The sequence below is a fragment of the Rhizobium sp. BK112 genome (genome assembly GCF_014193215.1).
In the GTDB taxonomy this organism is placed as follows: domain Bacteria; phylum Pseudomonadota; class Alphaproteobacteria; order Rhizobiales; family Rhizobiaceae; genus Rhizobium; species Rhizobium anhuiense.
Genome location: NZ_JACHYZ010000009.1, coordinates 63,900 through 78,138, shown reverse-complemented (window position 1 = coordinate 78,138; position 14,239 = coordinate 63,900). Strand labels below are relative to the sequence as shown.

Annotated in this window: 14 protein-coding genes; 9 read left to right on the top strand and 5 right to left on the bottom strand. The window is 62.1% G+C overall.

What is annotated here, in order from left to right; translation table 11 throughout:
- Nucleotides 1-21: 21 nt before the first annotated feature.
- From FHT75_RS23295 to FHT75_RS23270, 6 genes are all read left to right on the top strand, one after another.
- Entirely contained in the window at nucleotides 22-912 is an 891-nt protein-coding gene (locus FHT75_RS23295; protein WP_097543703.1) for an NAD(P)-dependent oxidoreductase, read from the top strand.
- Nucleotides 909-1,931 (top strand): amidohydrolase family protein, encoded by a 1,023-nt coding sequence (locus FHT75_RS23290; protein ID WP_097543704.1) that lies wholly within the window; start codon nucleotides 909-911, stop codon nucleotides 1,929-1,931. Before FHT75_RS23295 ends, FHT75_RS23290 begins: the two co-directional genes overlap by 4 nt.
- Nucleotides 1,931-2,818 (top strand): amidohydrolase family protein, encoded by an 888-nt coding sequence (locus FHT75_RS23285; RefSeq protein ID WP_183845002.1) that lies wholly within the window; start codon nucleotides 1,931-1,933, stop codon nucleotides 2,816-2,818. The genes FHT75_RS23290 and FHT75_RS23285 overlap by 1 nt, the downstream gene beginning before the upstream one ends.
- Nucleotides 2,819-2,973: 155 nt before the next feature.
- On the top strand, nucleotides 2,974-3,966 hold the full coding sequence (locus tag FHT75_RS23280) for a Bug family tripartite tricarboxylate transporter substrate binding protein (RefSeq protein WP_373289111.1): 993 nt from the start codon (nucleotides 2,974-2,976) through the stop codon (nucleotides 3,964-3,966).
- A gap of 300 nt (nucleotides 3,967-4,266) precedes the next feature.
- Nucleotides 4,267-4,728 carry a tripartite tricarboxylate transporter TctB family protein gene (locus FHT75_RS23275; protein ID WP_097543714.1) on the top strand — a complete coding sequence of 154 codons (462 nt, stop codon included), beginning with the start codon at nucleotides 4,267-4,269 and terminating at the stop codon, nucleotides 4,726-4,728.
- Between the two features lie 9 nt (nucleotides 4,729-4,737).
- Nucleotides 4,738-6,243 carry a tripartite tricarboxylate transporter permease gene (locus tag FHT75_RS23270; protein ID WP_183845001.1) on the top strand — a complete coding sequence of 502 codons (1,506 nt, stop codon included), beginning with the start codon at nucleotides 4,738-4,740 and terminating at the stop codon, nucleotides 6,241-6,243.
- Between the two features lie 384 nt (nucleotides 6,244-6,627).
- On the opposite strand, the gene gndA is transcribed toward FHT75_RS23270, so the two are convergent.
- Nucleotides 6,628-8,079 carry an NADP-dependent phosphogluconate dehydrogenase gene (gene gndA / locus FHT75_RS23265; RefSeq protein ID WP_174824475.1) on the bottom strand — a complete coding sequence of 484 codons (1,452 nt, stop codon included), beginning with the start codon at nucleotides 8,077-8,079 and terminating at the stop codon, nucleotides 6,628-6,630.
- Between the two features lie 210 nt (nucleotides 8,080-8,289).
- On the opposite strand from gndA, the gene FHT75_RS23260 reads away from it, so the two are divergent.
- The 3 genes from FHT75_RS23260 (at nucleotide 8,290) to FHT75_RS23250 (ending at nucleotide 9,910) form a co-directional block, all read left to right on the top strand.
- Nucleotides 8,290-9,081: a helix-turn-helix domain-containing protein gene (locus tag FHT75_RS23260; protein WP_047610261.1), complete on the top strand. Its 792-nt coding sequence runs from the start codon at nucleotides 8,290-8,292 to the stop codon at nucleotides 9,079-9,081.
- A gap of 70 nt (nucleotides 9,082-9,151) precedes the next feature.
- Nucleotides 9,152-9,550: an SRPBCC family protein gene (locus tag FHT75_RS23255; protein ID WP_183845000.1), complete on the top strand. Its 399-nt coding sequence runs from the start codon at nucleotides 9,152-9,154 to the stop codon at nucleotides 9,548-9,550.
- Nucleotides 9,551-9,910: a VOC family protein gene (locus FHT75_RS23250; RefSeq protein ID WP_047610265.1), complete on the top strand. Its 360-nt coding sequence runs from the start codon at nucleotides 9,551-9,553 to the stop codon at nucleotides 9,908-9,910.
- A gap of 45 nt (nucleotides 9,911-9,955) precedes the next feature.
- Here the strand turns inward: FHT75_RS23250 and FHT75_RS23245 are convergent, their stop codons facing one another.
- From FHT75_RS23245 to FHT75_RS23230, 4 genes are all read right to left on the bottom strand, one after another.
- Nucleotides 9,956-10,672: a PAS domain-containing protein gene (locus tag FHT75_RS23245; protein ID WP_063475070.1), complete on the bottom strand. Its 717-nt coding sequence runs from the start codon at nucleotides 10,670-10,672 to the stop codon at nucleotides 9,956-9,958.
- Nucleotides 10,673-10,917: 245 nt separating this feature from the next.
- Nucleotides 10,918-11,853: a lipid A biosynthesis lauroyl acyltransferase gene (locus FHT75_RS23240; RefSeq protein WP_047610269.1), complete on the bottom strand. Its 936-nt coding sequence runs from the start codon at nucleotides 11,851-11,853 to the stop codon at nucleotides 10,918-10,920.
- A gap of 4 nt (nucleotides 11,854-11,857) precedes the next feature.
- Nucleotides 11,858-12,886, bottom strand: coding sequence for a zinc-binding dehydrogenase (locus FHT75_RS23235; protein ID WP_063475072.1), 1,029 nt, complete (start codon nucleotides 12,884-12,886; stop codon nucleotides 11,858-11,860).
- Nucleotides 12,887-12,941: 55 nt separating this feature from the next.
- Entirely contained in the window at nucleotides 12,942-14,228 is a 1,287-nt protein-coding gene (locus FHT75_RS23230; protein WP_063475073.1) for a beta-ketoacyl-ACP synthase, read from the bottom strand.
- Nucleotides 14,229-14,239: the final 11 nt, after the last annotated feature.

Here is a 14,239-nt window from a genome sequence, read left to right as displayed (position 1 = left end):
GTTGTCCATTAGAACGGGGGCATGAGCAAACACCAGACAGTCGCATTCATCGGTTTCGGCGAGGCCGCACAGGCCTTCTGCGAAGGTTGGGGCGACACACCATTTTTTGGCTTGCGCGCTTACGACATCAAGACGGATGACGTGTCTTCCGCTGACCCCAAGCGCGACGATTACCGCCGCTTCGGCGTGGTGGGTTGCGAAGCCACCAGCGACGCCGTTGACGGAGCGGATGCAGTCATCAGCGTTGTGACCGCCGATCAGGCGCTTGCTGCCGCAAGGGACGTGGCAAGGTGGATTTCGCCCGGCACGTTCTTCTTTGATTGCAACAGCGTCGCACCGGCCACCAAGCAGGCTGCAGCAGATGTAATTTCGGCGGCCGGTGGACGCTATGTGGATGTCGCGGTCATGGCACCTGTCCGCCCGGCATTGCTCGCCGTCCCCTTGCTGCTATCCGGTCCGTTTGCCGAAGGGGGCGAGAGGTTGCTCGCAGCGCTCGGCTTTAAGGGGCGGGTTATCGATGGCGGGGTCGGCGTAGCGAGCGCAATCAAGATGATCCGCTCCATCATGATCAAGGGGATCGAGGCTTTGACCGCCGAGTGCCTGCTGTCGGCACGCGCAGCAGGCGTCGAAGAGGAGGTTCTCGCGTCACTCGATGCCAGCTTCCCCGGCTGGCCCTGGCGTACCCGCGCCGACTACAATCTCGACCGCATGCTTGTGCACGGACTTCGCCGCGCTGCCGAAATGCGCGAGTCCGCCGTTACAGCTGCCGATTTAGGCCTGGCGGGAACGATGGCGAGCGCCACCGCGGACTGGCAGCAACGGCTCGGCGCCCTTCATCTTTCCCCTCTGCCCGATGGCTTCACCGCCAAGGCCGACGCCATCCTTGCTGCCACAGGAACCTCGAAGCCATGATTATCGACTGCCACGGCCATTATACCACCGCTCCCGCGCCCCATGGCGAATGGCGAGCGCGCCAGGAGGCTGCCATCAAATCGGGAGGCGATATCGATCCTGCCTATCCGGACATTTCCGACGACGAGATCCGTGAGACGATCGAGGCGAACCAGTTGCGCCTGCTGCGTGAGCGCGGCGCCGATATGACCATCTTCTCGCCTCGCGCCTCGGCCATGGCGCCGCATATCGGCGGCGAGGCGGTGGCGAAGGTCTGGGCGCGCCGCTCGAATGACTTGATCAAACGCGTGGTCGATCTTTATCCAGAGAGCTTTGCCGGTGTCTGCCAGCTACCACAAACGCCGGGCATCTCGATTGCCACCGCCATCGACGAACTGGAGCGCTGCGTGAGCGAGCTCGGCTTCATCGGCTGCAATCTCAATCCCGATCCCTCCGGCGGCAAGTTCGATTCGCCGCCGCTGACGGACCGGGCCTGGTACCCCTTCTTCGAGAAGATGGTGGAACTCGATGTTCCGGCGATGATCCACGTTTCGGGCAGCTGCAATTGCGCGATGCACGCGACCGGTGCCTACTACATTGCCGCCGACACCATCGCCTTCATGCAGTTCATCGAGGGCGACCTGTTCCGCGACTTTCCGACACTGCGTTTCATCATCCCGCATGGCGGCGGTGCAGTCCCCTATCACTGGGGCCGTTATCGCGGCCTCTCCGACATGCTGAAACGCCCTCCCCTCAGCGAGCATGTGATGAAGAACGTCTATTTCGATACCTGCGTCTACCACCAGCCCGGCATTGACCTGTTGTTTGAGGTGATCGACGTGGAGAATATCTTGTTCGGTTCGGAAATGGTCGGTGCCGTGCGCGGGATCGATCCGCAGACCGGCCACTATTTCGACGACACCAAGCGCTATGTCGATGCGCTGCAGATTCCGGACGAAGACAAGCGAAAAGTCTTCGAGCTCAACGCCCGCCGCGTCTATCCGCGTCTCGATGCACAGCTCAACGCAAGGGGGCTGTAATGGCCGATTTCCGGATGGATGCCGACTGGCTCTGCTACGATCCCGCGCCCAGCAAGCCGACCTATGCACCGCCTCCGGGCGCTGTGGACGCCCATTGCCACGTCTTCGGCCCCGGTGATGTCTTTCCCTATGCATCCGAGCGGAAATACACGCCGTGCGATGCCGGCAAGGAGCAATTGTTCGCGCTGCGCGACTTTCTCGGCTTCGAACGCAATGTCATCGTCCAGGCGACCTGTCACGGCGCTGACAACCGAGCACTGGTCGACGCGCTGCGGGCGGCCGGCGATCGTGCCCGCGGCATCGCGACAGTGCGCGATACGGTGACGGACGAGGAACTCACGGACCTGCATGACGCCGGCGTGCGCGGCGTCCGCTTCAACTTCGTGCGCCGCCTCGTCGATCCCAAGCCCGACGCCTATTACCGCACGATCATCGAGCGCATCGCGCCGCTCGGCTGGCAGGTGGTGATCTACTTCGAAGCGGCCGATCTGGAGGAGCGTTGGGATTTCTTCACCTCGCTGCCGACAACCGTGGTGGTCGATCATATGGGCCGGCCCGACGTTGCGAAACCGGTCGGCGGTCCGGAGTTCGGTAGGTTTATCCGGCTCATGACCGAGCACGAGAATGTGGTCAGCAAGGTGAGTTGCCCGGAACGGCTATCGCGATCGGGTCCGCCGAACTACGACGATGTCATCCCCTTCGCGCGCACACTGGTCGAGCGCTTCCCCGACCGCGTTCTGTGGGGCACCGACTGGCCGCACCCCAACATGACGAACCATATGCCTGACGACGGAGCACTGGTGGACATCATTCCACGCATCGCGCCGACCGAAGAGCTTCGGCAAAAGCTGCTCGTGGACAATCCGATGCGGCTCTACTGGCGATAGCCGGACATCGTGGATCGCTGGGCGACGCATCGCGAACACGAGGAAAACATCAATCCAGACGCACTGGGCATTCATGCCTTGGCTGTGCGTGCTCGCCTTGCATGACTGACATCAATCAAGAGGAGGAGACTATGAACATACAACACCAACGGAATATGCTATCGCGGCGGATGCCAACATTGATGAAATCACTGATCCCCGCGTGCCTTCTGACACTTGCGATGACAGGGGCCGCCGCGGCGCAGGAGGACGACTATCCGACCCGCGAGATCAGTCTCGTCATTCCCTTCGGTCCCGGCGGAATTGCCGACATTACCGCGCGCATCGTCGGCGATTCGCTTGGCAAAAAGCTCGGGAAACAGATCGTTATCATGAACCAGCCAGGTGCCGGCGGATCAGTCGCCGCTCGGGTTGCGCTGAATGGTGAACCCGACGGATATACGCTGGCATTGCTTTCAAACGGCACCGCAATCAGTGTCCCGCTGTTCAAGAACCTGCAGTTCGACCCCGTCGCCGATTTCGTGCCGGTATCCAGCCTGGCTTACTTCGACTTTGTATTCGTCACCAAGGCAGATAGTAAATTCAAATCCCTCAAGGATATTCTCGAAGCTGCCCGCGCCAATCCAGCCGCGCTCAACGTCGGGACGATCAATGTGGGGAGCAGCCAGAACCTTGCGGCCGAACTCTTCAAGTCGACCGCCGGAGTCGATTTTACCATCGTCCCCTATAAGGGTACGCCGGATCTTCAGGTTGCCCTGCTCGGTGGGGAACTCGACATGATCATCGACAGCCAGACCGCGCTGAAGGCTGCCCTCCAGCAAAACCAGGCGGTTGCGATTGCATCCTCTGGCCCTACCCGCTCGATCCTCCTGCCGGATGTGGCGACGGCCGAGGAAGAAGGTGTGAAGGGGTTCGACGTCACGTCCTGGAACGGCATTTTCGCGCCCGCTGGCACGCCGCAGGCCGTAGTGGACAAGCTCAACGCAACGCTCGTCGAGGTGCTTGCCGATCCCGACGTGAAGAAGCGGTTTGCCGAGCTCGGCGTCGAAGCCCGTTCCAGCACGCCACAGGAGATCGGAGATCGTCTAAAAGCGGATATCGAGAAGTGGTCAAAAGTCATCGAGGATTCGGGCATCGTGCGGCAATAGGCGGTAACACAGCGGCACCGATGTTCGGCCTATTTTCCAATGCCTTAGAACAGGGATGAACCGGTCATCCGGCCAAACTGGATTGACGTCCGCCGAGGCCTCACCTTTCCGAGTTGAGATTCGACCAGGACGCCGGATGCTCCATTCGCCTTCCATTTTGCATCCTTCTCCCTTCTCTGAGGGGGAAGCTTTCGGAACGGCCCGCGATAACAAGTATCGGCGGCGATCGAATGTATCCCGTTCCTATTATCAGGGAAGCGGAGAATATTGATCGCACCGCCTTCAATTTTCGGAGCTATCATGAAATCCGTTTCCTTCGATTCCACGAACGCCACCTGCGGAGCGATCTTCGTCGCGCTCGGGGTATTCTTCGCCTATCAGTCCTTCAATCTTGACCTCGGCAGGGCGTTCCGCATGGGTCCGGGCTATTTTCCGTTGGTCCTGGCGATCATCCTGACGCTCCTGGGGACTATTATCGTGATCCAGTCGGCACGGGTCGAGGGTGAGCCGATCGGGCCGATTGCCTGGCGAGGCCTGCTGTTCATCCTGCCGGCGCCGATCTTCTTCGGTCTCACCGTTCGTGGGCTCGGTTTCGTTGTGGCGTTATTCTTCTCCGCGCTGATCGCCTCCTTTGCCTCGCAGAAGATGCGCCCGCCCATGGCGGTGGCTCTGTCGTTCGGCATCACCGTCTTCTCCGTCGCCGTGTTCAGCTATGGGCTCGGCCTGCCGTTCGAGCGTTTCGGCCCCTGGGTCCGGTTCTAGGAGGCGATGATGGATCTTTTCAACAATCTCGCGCTCGGCTTTGCGACAGCCGGCACTCCGGAAAACCTGTTCTTCTGCCTGATCGGCGTGCTGCTCGGCACGCTGATCGGCGTGCTGCCCGGCATCGGCGCCACGGCGACGATCGCCATGCTCTTGCCGATCACCTTCCAGCTCGAGCCGGTTTCGTCGCTCATCATGCTCGCCGGCATCTATTACGGCGCGCAGTATGGTGGCTCGACGACGGCGATCCTCATCAACATGCCGGGCGAATCTTCCTCGGCCGTCACCGCGATCGACGGTTACCAGATGGCGCGCAAAGGCCGGGCCGGCGCAGCGCTTGCGATCGCCGCGCTCGGCTCGTTCTTCGCTGGCACCGTGTCGACCTTTCTCGTCGCGATCTTCGCGCCGCCGCTCACCGCAATCGCGCTGCAATTCGGCTCGGCGGAATATTTCTCGCTGATGATCGTCGGCCTCGTCTCCTCGATCGCACTGGCGCATGGTTCCGTTGTCAAGGCCTTAGCGATGGTGGCGCTCGGACTGCTGCTCGGCCTCGTCGGCACCGACATCTATACCGGCGCGCCGCGCTTCACACTCGGCATCCGCGAATATGCCGACGGGCTGAACTTCGTCGCTGTCGCCGTCGGTGTCTTCGGCGTGGCGGAAATCCTGCGCAACCTCGAGGGCGAGAAGACCCGCACGGTGCTGATGGCAAAGGTCAGCGGCCTGTTGCCTACACGACAGGACTTCAAGGAGATGATGTGGCCGGTCATTCGCGGCACTGGCATCGGCTCGGCGCTCGGCATCCTGCCGGGCGGCGGCGCAATCCTGGCGGCTTTCGCCTCCTATACCGTCGAGAAGCGCTTGTCGAAAACGCCAGAAGAATTCGGCCACGGTGCGATTGCCGGCGTCGCCGGTCCGGAATCGGCCAATAATGCCGGCGCGCAGACTTCGTTCATCCCGCTTTTGACGCTGGGTATCCCGGCCAATCCTGTGATGGCGTTGATGGTCGGCGCAATGATCATCCAGGGCATTGTTCCCGGTCCGAACGTCGCCGTGGAGCAGCCGGCACTGTTCTGGGGCATCATCGCCTCGATGTGGATCGGCAACCTGATGCTGGTGGTGCTAAACCTGCCCCTGATCGGGCTCTGGGTGAAACTACTCACCATCCCCTACTATGTGCTCTTCCCGATCATCATGGCCTTCTGCGCAATTGGGGTCTACAGCGTCAACTCCAATGTCTACGATCTCTACGCGGTCGCCTTCTTCGGCCTTGCCGGTTACGCGCTGGTCAAGCTGCGTTGCGAGCCGGCGCCGCTTCTGCTCGGATTCGTGCTCGGGCCGCTGCTCGAGGAAAACCTGCGACGGGCGATGATCCTCTCGCGCGGCGATCCGACGACCTTCGTCACCAGGCCGATCAGCGCCATCCTGCTGTTGCTCGCATTAGCCGTTCTCGTCGTCGTCTTCCTGCCGAGCATCAAGGCGAAGCGCGAGGCAGTGTTCCAGGAAGAGGATTGAGAACACTGTCAACTCCCCCAGCGCTATTCAAGGTTGGCATCGATTAAGCACCACTCGGCGACATCGATGGCATCATTCTTCATAAAGGCGCAGCTCCTGCCCACCGGACATGATCCTGAGGATATAGACGGTTTCACCCTCAACGGTGAAAGCAATGCTCAGGCTTCGTTCGAAGCCGACGATCCTCAGGCCATCCCGAATCTCGCTCCGAACCGTTCCTCGCTTTGGAAAGCTTTTGCACCCTTATCCCACAGAGCACGATTAAATCCTACACTTTCCGAAAGTCCGCCATTTGGCATCCTGCAAAATGGAGCAGCGCGACACACCTCACGAAAAAGCCCGGCGCGACGGCCGGGCTTCTTCTCGATCTCTACTCGGCAGACCTTAGAAGGTTGCCGCACCACTGCCCCATGGGCCGTGGTGGAAATCCTTGCCATCGAGGCGGTCGAAGCCGTGGGCGCCGAAGAAGTCGCGCTGGGCCTGGATGAGGTTCGCCGTTCCCCTGCCCTGACGGTAAGCATCGAAATAGGTGAGCGCCGAGGTTAGCGCCGGCACCGGCAGGCCGGCGGAAATCGCAGCCGCAACGACGCGGCGAAGCGCCGGGATCGATTCCTTGACCATGTCCGAGAAGGCGGGCGTTACGATGAGGTTGGCGGCATCAGGCGCCTTGGTGAAGGCCGAGGTGATCTCGTCGAGGAACTGCGAGCGGATGATGCAGCCGGCGCGCCAAATACGGGCGATCGTCGGCATCGGCAGCGACCAGTTGAACTCGCGCGAGGCTTCCGCCATCACCGCGAAGCCCTGCGCATAGGCGCCGATCTTGGCGGCAAACAGCGCCAGTTCCAGATCCTTGTTGAGTTCGGGGCCGTAGGCGATCGGGAAGGATACGGCCTGCGTGCCGAAGATCTTTTCGGCGGCTTCGCGCTGCGATTTCATCGAGGAGAGACTGCGGGCGGCGACCGCGGCTTCGATCGCCGTTGCCGGAATGCCCATGTTCTGCGCCTCGATCGCCGACCACTTGCCGGTGCCCTTCTGGCCGGCCTTGTCGAGGATCATGTCGACCATCGGCCCGCCGGAGACGGGGTCGTTGGCGGCAAGCACCTTTTCGGAGATCTCGATCAGGTAGGAGTTCAGCCGGCCCTTGTTCCATTCGCCGAAGATGCCGGAGATGTCGGAGGCACTCTTGCCGAGGCCGTCGCGCAGGATGCCGTAGATTTCGGCGATCATCTGCATGTCGGCATATTCGATGCCGTTATGGATGGTCTTGACGAAATGGCCCGCGCCGTCATTGCCGAGCCAGGCGACGCAGGGCTCGTCATTGTAGCGGGCGGCAATCGAGGTCAGCACCTTTTCGACGCGCTTCCAGGATTCCTCGGTGCCGCCGACCATGATCGACGGGCCGTGACGCGCACCTTCTTCACCGCCGGATACACCCATGCCGATGAAGGTCAGATCGGTATCCTTGAGGCGGTCGAAGCGGGCGACGGTGTCGCGGAAATTGGCGTTGCCGGCATCGATCATGATGTCGCCCTTGGAAAGATGCGGGCGCAGCGCTTCCATCTGCTGGTCGACGGCATCACCCGCCTTGATCATGATGATGATCGGGCGCGGCGGCCGGATCGCCTCGACGAATTCTTCGATGGTCTTGCAGGGAATGATCTGCTTCTTCAGATCGCCGGCGCTCTCGTAGAATTCGTCGGTTTTCTCCGGCGTGCGGTTGAAGACCGCGATTTTATTGCCTTTCTCCGCGATGTTGAGCGCCAGGTTGGAGCCCATGACCGCAAGGCCGATCAGTCCGATTTCTGCCTTTTCCACGACAAACCTCCGATGTGTCATTTGGACCGGTGTTGTGGCACTGTCTCAGCCAAACGGCAAGTCTCGCAAGGGTCTAATCGGTTCGCAAAAGCCAATGAAATGAAGCTTGCACTGCTGACTTGTCCGACAACCCCAGACGGCGGCCGGCCGATCGGCAAGCGACGAGTTTTCGCGCGGCCTGCCCGTAATGCCCTATCTCATGTTATCATCATTGCCTCGGGAGATATCGCATTGGCATCAGGAAGACGAAAAGATACGGCTCTCCTGGCGGCCCGCGCCGGCCGCTACCGCGAACATGCCTCGCCGCCGGCGCTGCGGCGCCATTTCAGCCGCCTCTGGTCGCATACGCTCCATGACGGACCGCCGGCAATGGTGGCAATCGTGCCGGACGGCTATTGCGACCTTCTCTGGATCGACGGCCGGCTGATCGTCGCCGGCCCCGACAGGACGGCAGCCTTTCCCATCATCCGGCCGGGCGCAACCGTCATCGGCGCACGTTTTGCACCGGGCGCCGCGGCACCCTGGCTGAGGACACCGCTCTCGGCCCTGGTCGGCTGCTCGGTGCCCCTGAGTGACATTGGCCGGGAGGACACGGCCGAATTCGAGGCGCGGCTTGGGGATTGTCCCAATCCCTCGGCCGCTATGGCGCTCTTCAGCCGCCTGCTCGAAGAAGCCGCACGCCATGAGGAAGAACCCGCCCGGGACGCCGCCGTGATCTTCGCCGCCGCCGACAGCGCTCGCCCGGCATCCGGCCTGCTCGACCGGCTCGGCATGAGCGAAAGGCAGCTGCGCCGTCGCTGCCACCATCATTTCGGCTATGGCGCAAAGACACTGGAACGGATCCGCCGGTTCCAGCGTTTCCTCGACCTCTGCCGCAGGTCGGGCACGATGCCGCTTGCCCGCCTGGCGTTCGAAGCGGGCTTTGCCGACCAGCCCCACATGACGCGCGAGGTCGGCGAGCTTTCGACTCTGACGCCTGCCGTCATTCTCGACCAGTTCAGCATGCGCAAAAGAGCTGACTGACCGTTTTGTTCAAGACGCTGCCGGCTGGTTTGTTATTCTGACGAAACCAAATGCCAAGGACCTGCAAGCCATGTCGACAATGCCCGCGAAAATCATCCACCTGTCGATCGAGCGCGACTGGCGCGACGTCTACGATTTTGCCGGCAAGCCGGAGAACATGCCGCTCTGGGCCTCCGGCCTTGCGACCGGTTTCGAGCCCGACGGCGCCGACTGGATCGCCCACGGTCCTCTCGGCACGGTCAAGGTGAGCTTCGTTCCCGCCAATGAATTCGGCGTGATCGACCATACGGTGACGATCGAATCCGGTCTCAGGGTCTATAATGCCCTGCGCATCGTGCCGAACGGCGATGGCTGCGAGGTCATGTTCATGATGCTGCGCCTGCCCGGCATGACCGACGCGCAGTTTTCCGCCGATGCCGCCCATGTCGAGAAGGATCTCGCCATGCTGAAAGCCCTGATGGAGAGATAGATGGCCGATAAAGCAGAAAACCACGACCGCCGTATCGATTATGTCGAATTCAACGTCGCCGACATCGCCGCCGCCAAAGCCTTTTACGGCTCGGCCTTCGGCTGGCGTTTCACCGACTACGGCCCGAACTACTGCGAATTCGACGATGGCCGGCTGAAGGGCGGCTTCACCGATTTCGGCCCCGTGCGGCCCGGCGGCCCGCTTGTTGTCGTCTATGCCAAGGACCTGGAAGAAGTGCTGACCTCAGTGGAAAGAGCCGGCGGCACGATCTGCCGGCCGATCACCGATTTTCCCGGCGGCCGCCGCTTCCACTTCCTCGACCGCGACGGTTACGAACTCGCCGTCTGGGCGACTGCCTGACGGTAACTTGATTGGTCAGGGCGCGCCTGAATCAGCCGGCCGGGGTCAGGCAGCCTGCCGCCGCCGATCGTGATCTTCCATGACGATCAGCGCACCGATGACAGTACCGCCCGCATCGCGCAGCGGCGACATGCGACAGCGCACCTGCCGCGATCCGACACTGCCGGCCGGGCGCTCATAGGTATAGTCGATCTGGTCCCCGGCAAAACAGGCGTCGAGCTTGTGCTTGGCGCATTCGGCAAACCGCTCCTCACCGATGAATTCGGAAAGGTGGCGGCCAATGAGTTCCATCGGCTTTCTATCGAGATGGGCGCTGTTGGCCGGATTGGAATAGAGGTAGCGATAGTCTCTCGTCAGCACGGCCACGCGGTCCGGCAGGCTTTCCAAGATCGCGGCATTGAGGAACTGGCCGTTGTCTGTATCCGGCACATAGGCCGCCGGCGGTTCGATGCGCACATCCCGCGGCGAAGGCGTGCGCCAGTCCGGCCCATGCGCCCCGAAATAACGGTCGAGCAGGTAGGAAAGCACCGTCGTGTGCTCGGTGACGCTGGCGCTATCGTCGGCGTCCTGGCCGATCAGATGGGTCACAAACTGCAGTTGCATGTAGACTTCGAGCAGGTTCATCGCCTTGTGGGCGAGAATCGCTTCAACAAGCGGCTCGACATGGCGGTCGAGCGCCGTGACGCGCTGATCGTCGCCCAAGCGGATGGCTTCCTCGATTTGAACGCAACGCAAGGAAAAGGCCCGAAAAAGCTCCAGCAAGACGCTCCAACTCCCATTGTCCCAAGAACGAGTCCGAAACCGGCTAAGGCTGCATCTCCCCAAAATGCGCCCTGCAGTAGACTTTATTCGCGTCTTGGTGGTGACGGGTAACATGAAGTGCCCTCAGTTTCAATCCGAGGGCACCTGCCGCTTTTCACCGCTGATAATTGAGGGTGGACCTTTTTGCAGCACGATGCCGAAAGTGTAAGCGTTTTTTAGACCGGCCCACCTAAAATCAATCTGTCTTAAGGCGCGAGCGTCTGCTTGATCTGCCAGCGGTCGTGATACCAGAGCCACTGTTCCGGGTATTCCCGTACCCAGCTTTCCACCTTGTCGTTGAGCAGCTGGGCGGCTGCCGGCAGGTCGAGATTGCCCTTGGCGTCGCGCGGCATGTCCAGCCGCGGCTCGATCTCCAGCCGGTAGCGATTTCCCGGCAGCCGGATGCAGCGCGCCGGATAGACCTCGCAGTCGAACTGGCGCACCAGCTTCGGCAGCAGCGGATTGGTCTTGACCTCGCGCCCGAAGAAGGTGCCTTTCAGCCCCTTACGGAATTTCTGGTCGACGAGCACGCCGACCCCCTGGCCTGCTTCCAGCTGGCGGGCGAGCGCAAAGGAGGAACCGGCATGCGAAGGCACCAGCTTGCCCATGCGCGCACTCCTGAAGTCGAACACCTTCTTGGCGACATAGGGATTGTTCGGCGGCCGAAAAAGCACGGTCACGGTGAGCCCGAAGGCGGCCCCTGCCACCGGCAGCAGTTCGAAATTGGCGGTGTGGCCGGTAAAGACGATGAAGGGGCGTGGATTGTCACGCAGGTCGAGGAAGATCGGGACGCCAGACACCTCTACCCTGCCCGGCTCCGACTTTTCGGGATCGTAGTCGAACAGTTGGTCGAGGAAGACGTATTCGGCCGCCAGCCGGCCCATATTGCCCCAGCTGTCGAGCGCGATCACCTCGATCTCGGCCTCGCTCTTCTCGGGGAAGGCGTTGCGAAGATTGGTCAGCATCAGCCTGTGGCGGCGGGTGCGCCGGCCGAGGCGACGCATCATCCTGTCGGCGAAGCGGATCGCGCCATCGGCCGGAAACAGCTTCAGGAAATTCAGGAAGCCGAACATCACCTGCGCCACCAGCCATTGCTGGAAATTTCTGAGCGCCAGCACGATCCGGGTGATGAAGAGCTTCACGCGGTCAATCCATCTTCAGGATGATCTTGCCGAAGATCTGGCGCGATTCCATCCGCTCCAGCGCCCGGTCGATATCGCTAAAGCTGACTTCGGTGTCGATGACCGGATGCACGAGCCCGCGGCCCATCTTCTGCATCGCATCCGCCATGTTCTCCATGCGGCAGCCGAAGGAGCCGAGAAGCTTCAGCTGCTGCTGGAACAGCATCATCAGGTTCATCTCTGTGGAAACACCCGAGGTCGAGCCGCAGGTGACGAGCCGCCCGCCGCGCTTCATGCAGAGCATCGAGCCCGCCCAGGTGTCCTTGCCGACATGTTCGAAGACGACGTCGACGCCCTTCTTCTTGGTGAGCTTGCGCACCACGCCCTCGAAGCGGTCGGTGCGATAGTTGATGACGTGATCGGCGCCAAGCGCCTTGGCCTTCTCGATCTTGTCGTCGGAACCGACCGTGGTGATGACGGTGCAGCCGATCTTCTTGGCAAGCTGGATCGCCGCCGTGCCGATGCCGGAACCGCCGGCGTGGACGAGAATCGTCTCGCCCGGCTCGAGCTTGGCATTGTCGAACAGCATGTGCTCGACCGTGCCGAAGGTGACGGGCGCAAGTGCTGCACCGATCGCATCGACACCGGGAGGAGCCGGCACCAGCAGGCGCGCCGGCAGGTTGACCTTCTCCTGCGCAAAGCCGTCGAGATGGAAGCCGTGCACGCCCGAGACATGTTCGCAGAGATTGTCGCGGCCCTCGCGGCAGGGGCGGCAGAGACCGCAGGTGCGCGCGCCGTAGATCGAGACGAGCTGGCCCGGCAGCACGTTGGCGACGCCCGGCCCGATCGATTCCACGACGCCCGAAGCTTCCGCACCGATGACCAGCGGCATCTTCCGCTTGGCGAAGGCCATGCCGCGCCAGCCCCAGACGTCGATGTGATTGAGCGCCACCGCCTTGACCCGCAACGTCACCTCTCCGGCGCCAGGTGCGTCCGGTTCCGGCAGATCGGTGATCTCAAGCTTGCGGTCGTCGATCAGTTGCAAAGCGCGCATGGCAAAATCCCTCGCCTGAAGGCGTCATCTCTCTCAAAAATTTGTCGGGAACCGCTTAAGCCGGTTCGAGCGCCATGACAAGGCTGGCATTCTGCCCGCCGAAGCCGAAGGAGTTGGAAAGCACGGCTGAAACCTGGGCTTCCCGCTTCTTGTTCGGCACGACATCGAGAACGATCGACGGATCGGGGTTGGTGTAGTTGATCGTCGGCGGCAGCGTCCCGGTCAGCATCGTCTGCAACGAGAACACCGCCTCGACGGCACCCGCTGCCGTCAGCGTATGGCCGATCATCGACTTGTTCGACGAGACCGGGATGCCGACGAGCCGCTCGCCGAAGACGGCCGACATCGCCCCATATTCCATCTTGTCGTTCTCCGGCGTCGAGGTGCCGTGGGCATTGATGTAGCCGATGTCGCTCTCGTCGATGCCGGCATCGGCAAGCGCCGCGCGGATCGTCGCGATTGCCGGGCCGCCATCCGGCGACGACCGGGTGCGATGAAAGCTGTCAGCCTTGTCGCCGGCGCCCTTCATGATACCGAGCACCTTGGCGCCACGGGCGACCGCCGCTTCCAGCGATTCCAGCACCAGCGTCGCGGCACCTTCGGCGATGACGAAGCCGTCGCGATCCTTGCTGAATGGCTTGGAGGCCTTGGTCGGCGGATCGTTCTGCGTCGAAAGGGCAGACAGCAGCGAGAAGCGGATCAGCGCTTCGGCGCTCAGCGATCCGTCGGTCGCAACCGTCAGCGCCCGCGTCGTGCGGCCCTGGCGGATCGCTTCGATGCCGAGTTGGATGGCGGTGACGCCGGAAGCGCATGCGGTCGACAGCGTCACGGGAAGGCCGCGCGTGCCGAACCGGTCTGCCAGGCGTTCGGAAATCGCGCCGAACAGTGCCGCCTCGTGGAAGGCCGGGTCCGGGCGCTGGCGCAGCGCCGTCAGGAAGCGCTCATAGGCATCGCCCGGATGGTCGGAGGCCGGTGAACGGTCGGCAAGCTCGAAACGCGCGCTCCATTCCGGCTCGATCGGCGGGGCGGCGAGGAACAGCGGGCCGTTGAAATCGCCGGAAAGGCCGGCATTAGCAAGCGCCTCGATCGTCGTTTCGCGGGCAAAGGCATAGGAGCGCTCGACAGCATTCGGCACTGGGATGCCGATGAAATCGACAGTGCCGGCGATCCGAGTCGACAGGCCCTCGGTCGGGAAACGGTTGATCTCGTGGATACCCGACGTGCCAGACGAGAGCGCTGCCCAGTTGTCGCTGAGGCCCTGACCGAGCGAGGTGATGATGCCCATGCCGGTCACCGCCACGATCGGACGGCCGAGATGATCCCTGTAAGCGGAAGCTGTCATGTCCTTACTCC

Coding starts and splice junctions, on each gene's coding strand:
- FHT75_RS23295 (WP_097543703.1), top strand. CDS start 22: ATGAGCAAACACCAGACAGTCGCATTCATCGGTTTCGGCGAGGCCGCA.
- FHT75_RS23230 (WP_063475073.1), bottom strand. CDS start 14,228: ATGACAGCTTCCGCTTACAGGGATCATCTCGGCCGTCCGATCGTGGCG.
- FHT75_RS23270 (WP_183845001.1), top strand. CDS start 4,738: ATGGATCTTTTCAACAATCTCGCGCTCGGCTTTGCGACAGCCGGCACT.
- FHT75_RS23285 (WP_183845002.1), top strand. CDS start 1,931: ATGGCCGATTTCCGGATGGATGCCGACTGGCTCTGCTACGATCCCGCG.
- FHT75_RS23250 (WP_047610265.1), top strand. CDS start 9,551: ATGGCCGATAAAGCAGAAAACCACGACCGCCGTATCGATTATGTCGAA.
- FHT75_RS23255 (WP_183845000.1), top strand. CDS start 9,152: ATGTCGACAATGCCCGCGAAAATCATCCACCTGTCGATCGAGCGCGAC.
- FHT75_RS23275 (WP_097543714.1), top strand. CDS start 4,267: ATGAAATCCGTTTCCTTCGATTCCACGAACGCCACCTGCGGAGCGATC.
- FHT75_RS23280 (WP_373289111.1), top strand. CDS start 2,974: ATGCTATCGCGGCGGATGCCAACATTGATGAAATCACTGATCCCCGCG.
- gndA (WP_174824475.1), bottom strand. CDS start 8,079: ATGACACATCGGAGGTTTGTCGTGGAAAAGGCAGAAATCGGACTGATC.
- FHT75_RS23290 (WP_097543704.1), top strand. CDS start 909: ATGATTATCGACTGCCACGGCCATTATACCACCGCTCCCGCGCCCCAT.
- FHT75_RS23235 (WP_063475072.1), bottom strand. CDS start 12,886: ATGCGCGCTTTGCAACTGATCGACGACCGCAAGCTTGAGATCACCGAT.